The sequence below is a fragment of the Gemmatimonas sp. genome (assembly GCF_031426495.1).
GTDB lineage: Bacteria > Gemmatimonadota > Gemmatimonadetes > Gemmatimonadales > Gemmatimonadaceae > Gemmatimonas.
Map to the genome: position 1 here is coordinate 1 of NZ_JANPLK010000028.1, position 13435 is coordinate 13435.

10 protein-coding genes and 2 pseudogenes are annotated in these 13435 nt (G+C 62.5%); 4 read left to right on the forward strand and 8 right to left on the reverse strand.

The window, feature by feature from the left end; all coding sequences use genetic code 11:
* Nucleotides 1-148: 148 nt before the first annotated feature.
* The 4 genes from RMP10_RS08095 to RMP10_RS08110 all read right to left on the reverse strand — a co-directional run bounded on the left by RMP10_RS08095 (nt 149) and on the right by RMP10_RS08110 (nt 2780).
* A complete protein-coding gene (locus tag RMP10_RS08095; protein ID WP_310569837.1) occupies nt 149-571 on the reverse strand; it encodes a hypothetical protein in 423 nt (140 codons plus the stop codon).
* Nucleotides 572-930: 359 nt separating this feature from the next.
* Complete coding sequence (locus RMP10_RS08100; protein WP_310569838.1) at nt 931-1722, reverse strand: hypothetical protein; 792 nt, start codon at nt 1720-1722, stop codon at nt 931-933.
* A 632-nt stretch (nt 1723-2354) separates the two neighbouring features.
* Nucleotides 2355-2498 (reverse strand): hypothetical protein, encoded by a 144-nt coding sequence (locus tag RMP10_RS08105; protein ID WP_310569839.1) that lies wholly within the window; start codon nt 2496-2498, stop codon nt 2355-2357.
* An 18-nt stretch (nt 2499-2516) separates the two neighbouring features.
* Nucleotides 2517-2780: a hypothetical protein gene (locus RMP10_RS08110; protein WP_310569840.1), complete on the reverse strand. Its 264-nt coding sequence runs from the start codon at nt 2778-2780 to the stop codon at nt 2517-2519.
* A gap of 1027 nt (nt 2781-3807) precedes the next feature.
* Between RMP10_RS08110 and RMP10_RS08115 the strand changes: the two genes are divergently transcribed.
* On the forward strand, nt 3808-4017 hold the full coding sequence (locus RMP10_RS08115; protein WP_310569841.1) for a hypothetical protein: 210 nt from the start codon (nt 3808-3810) through the stop codon (nt 4015-4017).
* Between the two features lie 1042 nt (nt 4018-5059).
* On the opposite strand, the gene RMP10_RS08120 is transcribed toward RMP10_RS08115, so the two are convergent.
* Nucleotides 5060-5530 (reverse strand): hypothetical protein, encoded by a 471-nt coding sequence (locus RMP10_RS08120; RefSeq protein WP_310569842.1) that lies wholly within the window; start codon nt 5528-5530, stop codon nt 5060-5062.
* Between the two features lie 2100 nt (nt 5531-7630).
* Here RMP10_RS08120 and RMP10_RS08125 point away from each other — a divergent pair.
* Nucleotides 7631-7888: a hypothetical protein gene (locus tag RMP10_RS08125; protein ID WP_310569843.1), complete on the forward strand. Its 258-nt coding sequence runs from the start codon at nt 7631-7633 to the stop codon at nt 7886-7888.
* A 225-nt stretch (nt 7889-8113) separates the two neighbouring features.
* Here RMP10_RS08125 and RMP10_RS08130 read toward each other — a convergent pair.
* Nucleotides 8114-8422 (reverse strand): annotated as a pseudogene (locus tag RMP10_RS08130) (IS3 family transposase); the annotation flags it as partial.
* A gap of 1411 nt (nt 8423-9833) precedes the next feature.
* Here RMP10_RS08130 and RMP10_RS08135 point away from each other — a divergent pair.
* Nucleotides 9834-10643: a hypothetical protein gene (locus RMP10_RS08135; protein WP_310569844.1), complete on the forward strand. Its 810-nt coding sequence runs from the start codon at nt 9834-9836 to the stop codon at nt 10641-10643.
* A complete protein-coding gene (locus RMP10_RS08140) occupies nt 10640-12001 on the forward strand; it encodes a DnaB-like helicase C-terminal domain-containing protein (protein WP_310569845.1) in 1362 nt (453 codons plus the stop codon). Before RMP10_RS08135 ends, RMP10_RS08140 begins: the two co-directional genes overlap by 4 nt.
* Before the next feature lie 182 nt (nt 12002-12183).
* On the opposite strand, the pseudogene RMP10_RS08145 reads toward RMP10_RS08140, so the two are convergent.
* Nucleotides 12184-13026, reverse strand: a pseudogene (locus RMP10_RS08145) (IS3 family transposase); the annotation flags it as partial.
* Complete coding sequence (locus RMP10_RS08150) at nt 13008-13364, reverse strand: transposase (RefSeq protein WP_310569846.1); 357 nt, start codon at nt 13362-13364, stop codon at nt 13008-13010. The gene RMP10_RS08150 and the pseudogene RMP10_RS08145, both read right to left, overlap by 19 nt.
* Between the last annotated feature and the right edge of the window lie 71 nt (nt 13365-13435).

The following is a 13435-nucleotide window of genomic DNA, read 5'->3' on the forward strand; positions in this document are numbered from 1 at the left end:
GCCAACGTGCGTGGTGGTGCGCGGCGGGGCAGCGCGCACGTGGGCCGCTCGGCGCGTCGGCGCGCCCGATAGTAGGTCGCCGGCGCGACCCCAAGGCTCGCACAGAGCCCGCGCAGGGACGTCGCCGCCCCGTGCGTCGTGACGATGCTCACGAGCGCGTCTCGGTGGGCTCGTCGAGCGGCGGGAGCGTCAGGCCCAAGAGCTGCGAGAACTTTTTTGGGGCGTCGATGATGAGCTCCGCACGCTCCGCGCGCGCGGTCGCCTTCGCCAACGCGCGCTCCAGCTCCACGATCTGCTTCCGCGTGGGATCGGGCGCCGACCGCGCCGGTCCGCGGCGCTTCGCCGGGCCCTGCAAGTCGCCGCGTCGTCGGGCGGCGCGCCACACGGCGAGATGGGACGAATACAGGCCTTCGCGACGCAGGAGCGCGCCGAGCTCACCCGGCTTCGTGCACGCGTCAGCGGCGGCGAGGATCTGGAGCTTGTAGGTCGCCGTGAACTGGCGGCGGGTCCGGGTCGGTGACACCCCGGTATCATGGAGAAGCAACGGCGCAACGGAAAGAGCAGACGACATGGGAAAGCCTCGATCACCCTCGTACACTAAACTCGGGATGGATCGGTGTCTCACTCATATTGTCAGAGAGGGCGATGCGACGACGGAGCTGGTCGAAACCGCGCAGCACATAGCACTGGCAAGGAGGGTCTTCGAATTCCGCAGCATAGGGCCGACACCGGGCAGAAATTGTCGCTTGTCGACGGCCCTTCGGGGAATCGTGCGGTGACACTCGCGCGTCCTTCATTTCGCCGGCAGCGTAGTGCCACGGTTGCGGACGAGACATCGCTCCCCGCGTCACGATTGTGCAGACAATGCAAATGGGTAGGGGAGCGCGCATGTCGGCAGACTCGTCTCGTCCGTGTACGTTGTCTGATTGCCTACGGCGCGATCTCAACCCTTTGCGGAAGTGTGGCGGCACCGACATAGCTACCGACGACGTCGATGTATCCGGCGTCAGTGATCCGTGCATCGATCAGCGCTTGGCGACGCTGCGACGGTGCGAAGAACAGACGGGTTGCCGTGGTCACCGCGCCCATTCCGATTGGATTTCCCGTCACAAAGACCGTTGCGAGTAAGCCGTTGGTGACTGGTACCCACACCGGCGCCGTGCGGACACTCTCCGCTGTAATCAGGTAAACAAACGCACCACGGAACTCGCTGGCGCGCGGCGCCGCCGGCAATGTTGTCAGAGTCGCGCGCAAGGCATCCGTTCCCGACACGACGGCCGCCTCCGGTGATGCGGGGACACCGAACGTCCCCGGATGGTCAAATCTAATCCATCCATCGCAGCGACCGGCAAAGTATTCCGGAGCGTGGTCGCCGCGCTGCAACAGCGCGTGCAGCATCTCGTGACGTACCGTGGCCCCGTCCTCGGGGGTTACCAGTGCTACTCTGTTGCCCTCACTCCACCAGTAGCCGTCATAGCGTTTGCCGTCGACAATGAGCATTGGGTCGCGCGTGCGGAAGAACTGTACGGCCGCCAGCGAACCGCGCCGACCCGAACACTGCTCAACCAGCGACCACCATAGCGTGAACTCTGGCGGCGCCTGTAACTCTACCAAATTACCGCTCGGAAACTCGGGACCCACCAACGAGTCACACGCGGCCACGCACAAGGTGAGCACCAAAGCCAGTACAAAGCGCGTGCATTGTATCGCGGCGTTTCGCATACGTGTGGGGAAAAGGATTGCCGCGGATTGCGATCCAACCAATAGAGCAGGTCCTCGATAACGGAGATCGCAGGCCACAGCGTTCCGTAGCCCGGAGCTTCCGCGATACAGGCGGCAGCGGCACTCCAGACTTCGTGGTCGTCGCGTTCCCCATGGACGGTTGAGTTTCTAAAGTAGTGTGGGTCGTTGCGGTCCCGTACTCACCGTGACTAAGTACCCGGCTTCGGAGATTGCGGTGCGGCTTTGCACAGCAAGGATACTGGTGTACATGCTATGCACGCTACGCGGTGGCGGTCTCGTCAAGAAGTGGGCAGCCGCGCGTCAGGCGGTGGCCTTCCGGATGCGGGGACTGTAGGGACTTCGACGCCGTCGGTATAGCGCATACCACGGAAGACTTCGCGGCATGGCTCGGGCGCGTTCAGCTTCAGAAATTGTTGCTCGGCGATCAGGAGCAAACGCCAGATGATCGCCGTAGCGCGTGCTACTTTCCTGAATCGCTTCGCCGCACTCGTGCGCAGGCGCAGCGCCGCAAACGGCGGTCCGAGGACGTTGGTGGTCCGGAGATGACGCCAGTGCTCTTTTGGAAACTGGTGTTACGTGAGCATGCGCGCCCAGTGTGGATCCAGCCGTTCTCATGCTCTGGGAAAGCGGAGGCGATACGCGCGATCAAACGCCTTCAGTTCATGCTCCGCATCGGCGACCGACTCCGCCGTCGCTATGCGCTGTACCGCCGCTTGGACGTCGGGCTGCTGCTTGATCGGGACGGCATCGACCACGTTGCGAAGCTTGTGATTCTAGCTGCGCTGCTCGACCGCGTTCGGCCACACCTGGGCGACCGCGCTCCATAGACCCAACGCGCCATCGCCGATCACGCACGCCGGCGCGGGCAGGACGCGCGCCGCGAGGTCGCGTAGACTCTCGCTTGAATCGCGGTGGCCGCTGTCGACCGCGGGGACCACTATGGTGCTGTCCGCCAGCGCGCCGATCAGCACTAGGATCGCGGCCTTCGTCGACTCGAGACCGGCCTTCGTGTAGATCCCGTCGGCCCAGACGAACACGGGCTCGGGAACGGACAGGTCCTGCGCCCACCACCGCGCGTCGTCGCTCGGCCAGGCGTTTCCGGCTGCTCGCGCTCAGCGGCTCGCCGTCGCCGAGGAGCCCGCGTAGCGCCAGGATGAAGTCGCCGATGGAGAGGCTGGGCAGATACAGCTCCGGGAGCAACTTCGCCACCTCCAGCGTGCGACGCTGGAACAGCGAAACGATGCGGCTCTCAAACGGCGCGGCGAGCCCCTGCACGCGCGGGCGACGATTCGCGCTCGTCTCGTTCATCAACGCTACCGAGCGCGGCTTTTCGTAGCCGTTGCGATAGCCGACGGCGGCATCGGCCGAACTGCGGGCATGACGACCGCTAGCCAACAGGTCGTCGACTTCTTCGTCCACTACACGCGGTAGGCAGGTATTCACTTGCTCACGAATGAACGTGGCAATCGTCGCTCACGTCGGCCTTGACGTGGACGTAGGAATATCGATCTTCAGCCGGGGCGGATGCTCCATTTCGATGCTGGGATGCTGCCGGGGTAATAGGCGTACCCGAGAAGGTGCCACCGTTTGCTGTTCATTTCCACACTTTTTGATTGTACCTCGGATGGGCCTCTGAGAGTTGGCACTCTTCCCAGACCCAGCCTTCACATGACGCAGCCCTAGCAGTGGGGCAATGGAGTCAGAATGCACGTGCGGATGTTGCTGGTCCCACTTCTCGTCGCTTGCAGCATCGCCAGCCCAACGCTGGGTGTGCAGGCGCAATCGTCTCGCGGCGCTGTAGAGGCGGACATTGGGGTTGGCGGCGGCCACGGCTGGGGCGGCGGGCAACGCGTGACACGCACCGTGGCTGGTGCAAACGGTATCCTCGCATGGCACCAACGCCCGTCTGGGGGTGCTACGTTGGGAGTTGGCGTCACCTCACACATATCGCTGGGCGGGAACGACTGCACGATCTCCAGCGCCGGTGGGGGCTGCATTCCCCAGTACCCAGATTTTTTCGCTTTCAGTCTCCTCGGCGGATGGCGCGGGCCACATGCGACCCGGGTGCTTGTCGGTCCGGCCCTGGTGCGCAATCTGACGTCTCGCCCGGACTCGGCGACGTCCAGCTTCGGCGTGCAATCGCGTCTCGACATCGCCTCCCCTGCCTTCGGTCACGTGCGGGCCACGCTGTTCAGCGAGGCGTTGGTCGTGCCGAGGTTCCGTGGCGCCGCCTTCGCCACGTTCACGCTCGGAATCGGCCTGCGCGTGCCGTAACGCCGTCCGGCATACAGCAGCGTCATTGATAAGGTTTACTCGCTGGCGTTTCGTGAATGCGCATATGAGTGCAGGTGGTGCCTGTTCTGGATCTGATCACGGAAGGCGCACTCAACGCTCTGGCGAAAACAATGGCTGATGATGGCGGGTATGCCGACGGAGCGCGCCGCCTGGGCTCGCATGGTCGTACGGGATGGCGAACATGACAGTCAACGCACACGTAGCTGACACAGGGACGAGCAATTTGCCGATAAGTGGTGTCTATTGTTGAAATCGTCACGCAGCGAAGCTGCCCGCCTGAAACTCTCAACTGCATGTGAACGCTATGATTCCTCGCTCAGCGACTGCATCGGTGGCACTCGCATGCTTCGCGTTGTGCGCCTCACGGATCGACGCGCAGACGCGACAGCATGATGTGGAGTTTTCGAGTGGCTTGGCAGCAACGTCGAGCGCGTTGTCCAATACGGGGCCACTTGGTGCCGTCGTTCGTCTTGGTATCGCGCAACGGAACAGTCGCGCCTACCAATTTCGACTTGATGCGGAGGCGTCGTTTGCCTCGGCCGACATCAGTGCGGACTCAAAGGCGGCATTGCGTTCCCTGGGCATCACCTACGGAGTGACGGTGGGACCAGCATCGCGCGCCATTGCTCCGTACGGACTTGCCGGAGTTGGCGTCACTTGGATCAATGGCTACGAAGGAGTGGGTTGGGCCGGAATTGGACCCACATCTCGATTGGGAATCGGTCTTCGATTTCCATTCAAGCAGAAGGAGCTGCGTGCGGAAGTGGCCGTCGTCAGTGCGTTTTGGTCAACTAGTTCGACATGGAGTCCGCGCGCGCTATACTGGCCGCTCACCATCGGATTGGCTTTTTAGGAGAACACAGCGATGCATCAGCGAACCGTTATTTTGGACAGGGCAGAGCTGATTGATCCAGATGTGCGCGCCAACCGCTTGCTGGTACTCGATACAATGGGTGAGGCACGGCGGCTCGCTGCCGCGTAGCGACGCTTCCACAACCCGCCGTCAGCGTCAGCGCTCGGTTTAGAAGCGAGTCGGTACGGCAACCGGCAGCGCGGTGAGTTGGAGTCGTATCACGCTGCTGCCCTCGTTGTACGACGGGCAACCGCCCCGGAAGCGCGCATATTCCGCGTCGCGCTCAACGATGAGTGGCTGGTATCCTTCGGCGGCAACGGAGAGGCGGTATCGCCCAGGGGAGGTCGCGAATCCGCAGTCCGCAGCACAGAGTAGCCCACCGCTGTCGAGCGTTGCGTTGCGCGTCGGACCACGCAATAAATCCTCTGCGCGCACTGGCTGCCCGCCGACCGTCACGTCACGAATCGACACGCGCGTCAGTGATGCTCCGGTGCGGGCGTCGGTGACCGACTGCAAAACGAGGAGCGGATCGCGGTATGTATGCTCGCACACACCCGCGCCGAGCCCGTCACAAGCCGCGAGCACGAGTGAGGCGAGAATCGGAGCGAGACGGCGACGAGCGAAAGTTGGCAGAATCATTGGTCGCGAAATTAAAGTGTGAGTCGACTTCTAACACATAGTAGCTCGCAGGCGGATGTTTCGGCAAATGCGTTGTACGTGTCGTGGCGCAGAAGTTCTGTCGGGGTGTCTCAAAAGTTCTGTCCACGGCCCGTCGGGACATTCAGAGCAGGGCCGCGCGGCTGAAGTCGTGGTTCTTCTGCGCTAAGGCGTGTAAGCGGCGCGAACACATCAGCCGTCGGATCTGGCGGCGCACGTTGGCGCGCGCGTCCGGCGTCAGGACGTACACCGCGCGTAGGGAGGCCCCAGGTCGCTGATTCCAGGCTCAATCATGTCAGCGAGGACCTGCACAAGGCTCCCAGATGGTTGGTCAGGAAAAGCAGCACCAAAGCGGTCGGTCTCGAACAAGCGCACGGAGAAGCAGGTTGGTTGCGAGGGGCCCCGTCTCATTGCAACCGGTGCCGCTCGTCAATATTTCTGATTACCTGGCTCGCAGACGCGCCGCAGCAGGCCATGTCACGCGACGGATGCTCACCCACTTATCGCTGAGTGTCATGGTCGTCGATGAGATCGGGTACCTGCCGACCTCGCGCACAAGCGCAAAGCTTTTCTTTCATCTGATGCGTCGTCGATATACGCATGCATCTAGCGTACTCACCAGTAACAAGAGCTATGAAGAATGGGGCGATATTTCACGGAGACGAAGTGATGGCCGCCGCTCTCATCGACCGGCCCTTACACCACGTCTACATCGTCAACATTCGCGGCAACAGCTAGCGGATTCGGGGAGCGTCGGGCGCTCGCCTCACGCTTCGCCCGGCCGACCGCGCTGGAGTCCTCCAGCGCCCCCGTACGTGGCCGCTCCCCCCGACGTCAGAAGGCCTCTCCGGACCAGGCTCATCCCCCGCCCAGAGTGCGCAATTCTAGTTGCTGAAAGTGCGCTATTCTTGTTGGTGTTGACAGTCCGCTAGTGAACGAGAAGTACACGTGCTCTGGCGTAAGGCGGTAGCAAGTTTGCGCCTCCCCTGATTCAATAGTCGGCCCCACAGCGAACGACCAACCTCCTGCGTGTCATAAAAGCTAGGGACCAGCATCGCCTCCCTAAAAGGGGTTAGTCCAGGGCAAACTGGCAACGCCAGATTCGACAGTTGCGATGCCGTGGAGTCGCGGTGCCACTTTGGCGGTCCGCCGTCGGAACTACTCCTCTGTTGGGTAGGACCTGCGGCTCGTGCGCGCCCAGCTTGAACGTCGCCCGTGCGTGTCGAGCATTGGCTTTTCATGCAGACATCGACGGACGCGCCCTAGATCATCACTGAGCGGTCACTCGTCTGCTGTACCCGAGCCGCCTGCGGCGTGAGACGGAGAACCACGAAGGGCTGGCGTGACTCGACGCAATTGAACGGATTCCACGCCATCTACATCCCAGAGAAGCAGCAACACAAGATCGTCGACAGCGTCCAGCACGGTTGCCTCTTGGGTTGACGAAACTCGCCCGAGCTGCTTGCCGCGAGCATCCAGCACGATCCACGAAACACGGAGATCATGTATCCCACCGAACTCAGTTATCCAGAGGTGACCGGACGTGGTTGGGGCGAGCAGGCGAACTGCATGTGGCCCTGCCCATCCCAATCGCGGTCTCGTGCGGGGAATCGGCATTCGGTCAAACACCTCGCCCCACTTTAGCCTAGGGGGCGCGTCCGCCGTAAAGATTCTGCGCGCAGCGGCCTTGTCGGCAGCGGTCACAGGCTCGGAGCGCGAAGGCAGGAGCGCCGGCGAGCGAACGGCCTCTACCTTGCCAGTAGCGTCCAAGATCCGAAGCAGTGAGTCTAATTCCACTATAACAATGCCAGCCGCCGTGACCGCGATATCGCTCTGCGGTCCGAAAGGAAGCTCTGCGACCGAGCGCCCACCTCGAGGCCGCGGCTCTTCGTACTGCGCACCCTCTGCGAATTCGCCAATGCGTTCTGCCTGCGTTTCGGCGGTGATAGCATACCGCATGAGGGAGGAACGTCGTGTCACGAGGCGCGGCGCCACCGGCGGCGGTATCAGCGATTGGGAGCGAGCCAGCAACGTCCCATTTGGCAACACGCCAACAGCTCGAAATGCCTCACCCTCTCGTGGGTGCACAGTCGTGGCACGAACGAAATCACCGTCAACCGTGAACTCCGACAAACGGCGTTCGCTCTGGTCATACGCAAACAGCTGCGAGTCGAGCCGCTGGATCCAAGCCAATTGCGTAAACTCGCCGGGCCCGTTGCCCAGCCGACCAACTGTGCGCAGATGCGCACCGCGTCTCGAGAAAAAGTGAATCTCGCCACGGCTTTGCTCTGCGACGATCAACGCGTCACCGGCGATCAGCCCACCGACCACCTGGAATAGCGGTTCAGCGCGGCTACTTAGTGTGGCAAGCGGGAGGGCGTCAAGAGACGACGCGTCCACGCGCGCCGCTGGCCCGGCGTCACGACACGAAGTATTAAGCGCAATCGCGACAAGTCCAACCACGGCGAGCGATACGAGAGGCCGATTATTTAATGCCTGCTTCATTTTTTGATGATCGGCGTGAGTGGACTTACCCCGAAAAAGTGGACGCGTGTTTGAAAGGAGCTACGCGGCCTTCAGTAACTGCGCTTCGTACTCCGCCGGACTGACGTACCCCGAGGTCGAATGCCGTCGCTTCCGGTTGTACCACGTCTCGATATAGCGGAAGATGGCGCGTCGCGCCTCATCCCGGGAGTGCCAATCGTGCGTCATCACCGGCTCGAACTTTAGCATCGCGAAGAAACTCTCGGCGACGGCGTTGTCATAACAGTCGCATTTGCCGCTCACGCTCGCCAGCATGCTGTGTGCCGCGAGATCCGTGCGATGTGCGGCGGACGCGTATTGACTGCCGCGATCCGTATGAACGATCACGCCCGGCGCTCGCCACCCGCGACCCCCGCCCTCGGCGACAGGAGGCCTGGCTTCCACCGGGCTCATCCCCCGCCCAAAGTGCGCAATTCTTCCCGGTGAAAGTGCGCAATTCTTATCGGTGTTGACAGTATGTCCTGTCAAACATCTTCCAGATGGTGCCGCCCTGTTCTTTGCGGTCCATATCCGCGCCATACGGATTACTCGCGGCGAGCGCCTTTCGCAGTTCGTCTCGGACTTGCCGGCGGTCAAGCAGCGTGTCACCACTTGTTGGACACGAGGAATCCAGCTTGAAGCTGAGCACGTATTTTCGCTTCTCCACCAACGAGTCCGTGGTTTGGACCTCCCGCGGAAGGTAGATCGGGTGGACAAGCACTCGTTGCATTCGCGGTGCGCAGATCGTTGTTGCTAGGCCTCCAACGGTATCCACCACCAAACGCCCTGAGTCGTTGAAGGCCTGCATGCGCTGATCGCGCGACAGGGGTCCGTAGACGCTGCTTTGGAACACGACCTCTGAGCTGACCGCTTCCCAAAGACCCACACCGTCGCGTCCCGACGCGACAAGAGTGTTCTCTCTTCTTATTCTTCTCTATTGATTCATACGAAGTGTTTTTTACGGGCTCGGCTCAACACCGCCTGGCAATGCCTATGCGTAGGCTCGCACACAAGTGTTCGAAGCACTTTTCGCAGAAGTCTATCGATAGCCTACCGACCGCGATGTCTCGGACTTTTTTCGCCGCATCTATCGGGGCAGGGTGGTGCCGTTCACCGCCGCGGGGTCCCGGTCACGCTGCAAGAGCTGAGCGAGTTCGACATCCGTCTCATCGAGCTCCAACGCTGGTGACCATCGTTCGCGCAGATCCTCTCCGCGCGCGCCTTCAGCGTGGACCTAACAGGGATATGACGCTCCCATACAGCGACCGTTGGCGGGACGTCGTATCCGCGTTCTCCCCGGAAAGGCGCGACCGCGCGGCTCTCCTCCTGCTCGGCACTAGCGACCCAGAATCGCTGGTGGGCGCGTGATGTGCTAAGCGTGACACCCTCATCCGGGACGATGACGGCGGAGGAGTGAAACTGGCAAGCATCGTTGCCGGTCCGCCCTACAATCCCCGAATCCCGAGGTGTTCGACCTGTAATTCCATCCTTCCCGCATATGCCGACCTCCCTCCCGCATGGGGCGGCCGAGTATCGCCAGGTACCAACGTCGTTTCTGGTGAACTTGCCGGCCCCCCTTTCTCCCCACGCACGACTCGTCTACTTCGCCGCTTACCTGCATCACCACTGGACGGGCACCTCACGCGCCGTCCCCGGCGCATATGAGGGCGAGATTAGGTACGCCAGCGGCCTCGCCGAGACCGAGGTTTGCGCGGCACTCGCCTCGCTCATGCAGGCCGGTCTCCTAGTGCGAGGCGGCCTCGTGGCCTACCTGCCGCAGATGCTCTGCTCGAGCGGCAGCATGCAGCCGTCCAATCCGAAGCACCGGACGGGGTTCCTACGCGCACTCGCGTCGTTGCCATCCGACGACGCCTCCCAGGAGATCGTCGCGCGTGTGCTTGCCGATTACCCGGCATGGTCGGCTGCTAGCCTGAGTCTGGCGAGCCAAGTAGACGGCCCAAGCTTCGCTGACACCGCGAAGTCCCCACCGTCTCCGCCGGAGCCTGCCGAGCCTCCGTCGCCCCGTACACGCCGGGCGAACACGTATCCACACGATTTTGAGGTGTTTTGGGAGTGCTATCCGAAGCGCGCCGGCACGGGCGCGAAGCTCGACGCGCATAAGGAGTGGACAGCTCGACTTCGCGATGGGGTGAGTGCAGAAGAAATGCTCGCTGGCGCCAAACGCTACGCCATCTTCTGCGATGCAACAGGTAAGTCGAACACCCGGTGGGTCATGCAAGGTGAGCGCTTCCTTGGAAAAGGGGCGCACTATACAGAGCTCTGGGAGCTGGATGCGCCGCCGAAGGACCTCAATTCGGAACCCACTGCCGCCATTATCAAATTGCTGTGCGACCGAGGCTTTACGACGCCCAGACAGCAGGAGGATCTGCGCGTTATGGTGGGACAGCTCCTCGTGGACGGGGAGATCTCCGATGCGCATGGTTTCGAGCAGCTCTTGGAAGCGGTGCAGCCATGGACTTGGGGCGACGCGTTGAAATTCCAGCGAAAGAAGCTGGAGGCGGAGGTCGCTGCCGCCATCAAGCGCATTGCCGCTGGGGGGGTGGCCGCATGAAGACCGCCGATGTGGAACGTGCACTCCTTGACTGTTGCCTCGACATCGATGGTGAGCAGGTGGTCTCGGCCGTTCGACGCTTGGGGCTCGGGCCGACCCACTTCACCGACGCCTTGGCACAGGAGACCTGGGGCTACGTGGTGGCGTGTGCCGACGAGGACGTCCCGATCAACCGGGCGACCGTACGTGCGAAGGCGGCGGCCATGGGGAATCCCACATGGAAGGCGGACGATCTGCGGACTTCGCCATACGGTGACGACTGGATCGGAGCCAGCCCGGAGGACATGGCACGGACAGTCATCAAGGAGGGACGAGCCAAGGAGATGGTGAATCGAATGCGCGCGGCCAAACGTGACCTGGACTCCATGCGCTCCGTGGAGGCCGTGGCCGGGGAACTGACCCGGTATCTCATGACGCTCGTCATCAGTGAGTCACGTGGTGTCCCGATCAGTGTAGCGGAGGAAATCGAGAGTCACGTTGACGGAATCCTCACGGGCCGGGATGCCGGGATGGGGGTCAAGGTCGGCTTCCCGGAGATCGACGCGGATCTGACGGCTGGCGGGTTTAAGCGCGGCGAACTCGTAGTCTTGAGTGGTGTTCCGGGCGCGTGTAAGAGCTTGATCGCTCAGTGTTGGCTGGACAATCATGCGCTCGAGTTTGGCGGACACGGCGTTTTCATCTCAGCCGAACTCTCTCGTGCGGAGATCCATGACCGGCGCCTGAATCGCCTCGCCCGGATCGACACCAAGCGGCTGCGGGCCATCCGCGAGAAACCGGACGAGTTGGTCCCTGCGGAGCGCCAGCTGCTTGAGGAAGCCGCTCAGGTCATCTCGAGCATGACCGGGGCCGTCTACGTGGACGACACCGCGGGGCCAACGGTGGACGAGATCGAGGCCAAGGTTCGCGCATTAGTGGCAAGAGACCCCAAGGTAGATATGCTGGTCATCGACTATGCCGGACGCGTCGAGGGCGGGGAGGGGCGCGAGGAACGCCTCCGTCTGGGCCGCATCTCCCGGCGCATCGCCAACCTGACTAAGGAACTTCGACTGGCCACAATCCTTCTCGTTCAACCCAATCAGAAAGCCGTCGAGGGCCGGGAGAGCAAGCGACTCGAGCGCCGTGACCTTGCCGAATCGAGCGAGTACGAGCGGGACGCCCACTGGGTTGGGCTGATCCACAACCCGGCAGTCTACGATCCAAAAGCGCCCGCAAAACTGGAGATCGTGTGGGCGAAGGCTCGAGGAGTTGCTCCGAACAAAACCACGTGGCTGGTGCCCGACTTGAAGTACATGACGATCACCAGTCAGGGCAGGGATCGGGTTCTACAGCGTCGCCAAGGCGAGGTTGGCGAGGCATAAGAAGGCCCCCTAAACTCTTCTCAAACGACAACGCATCTCGGTGGATGGCCGGGATCTAAGGCGAGGCTGCGGGGCCGGACCAAAGCAAAACCCCTAGGGAGACCCGGGGGTTTTGGCGTGTTGTCAATGCTGATTGAAATTGCACACTTCTTGGAGTGGAGTGACCCCTCTTCGTTGGACAGTCAGGGGGTCGAGATTTGACCGGATGAAAGGGTGAGCGCGTGATCGGCCTCGAAGGCATTCGGTGACCGATAGTTCAAGGCAGAGTGCTGCCGCTTGTTGTTGTAGATGCTCTCCAGGAAGTGCGGCAGGTGCGCAATGACGTCGGCCATGGTGCGGTAGCCGCGCGGATAGATCTCTTCGTGCTTGAGCGTCTTCATGAAGCTCTCGACGTGCGCGTTGTCGTACGGATTGCCCGCCCGTGACATCGAGCCCAAGAGCCCTGCCTCGGCGAGCCGCTCTCGGTAGCGCCGGGACGAATATTGCGACCCCCTGTCCGAGTGGTGCACGCAGCCTGGCGGTGGCTGCCGACTCTCGATGGCGGCGTCTAGGGCGGCAAGGGGGAGGCGCGCGTCGAGTGTCGGGCCAATCGCATAGCCGATCACCTTCCGCGAGAACACATCCAGTACGACCGCGAGAAACACGAAGGCCCGCTCAAGCCGCACGTAGGTGATGTCGGACACCCAGAGTTGATTTGGGCCCGTCGGGATGATCTCTGCCCGGAGATTGGGATACCACGAACCGGACACCGAGTCCGGCTCCGCGACGACCCATGGGCGACGGCGAGCCGACGGGGGGCGGAGCATCGCTTGCATGACGCGCTGGACGCGCTTGTGATTCGCGCGATGCGGCCCGGCCCGGAGCTCGCGCGTGACACGCCGATAACCGTACCCTGGGAACTCCCGCTGCACGCGCGCAATGGCCGCACGAAGGTCGGCATCGGCCTCGACGGCGTGCTCGTCGGGGTCGCGCGGCCGCCGGTAGTAGGTACTCCGCGGAAGCCCGATCATGCGACATCCTCGCCGGGCGCTGAGGCCGTCGGCCCGGAGATGATCAACGACCGCCCGCTGCTCGTCGCGGGGGCGGCGATGAGCCCCCTTTTTAGCAGGTCGAGCTCCATGGTGAGCTGACCCACCTTCCGCTCGAGCGCAGCGATGTGCTGCGCCGTCTCGACCGACTCTTCCTCACGCAACAGATCGAGGGAGAGCTCGCCGGCGTGATACTTCTTCAGCCAGTAGTGCACGAGCGAGTGATCAACGCCGGCCTTGGTGGCGAGGCCCTTGAGGCTACCCTCACCCGCGAGGTACGCCTCCACGACCCCGAGCTTGAACTCGGTACTGAACCGTCGGTACGTCTTGGCCATAGATCCTCCGAGGGGCTGCCTCGAAGGTCAAACCGAACCCGCCATCTGTCCAGCCGATGGGGGTCACTCCA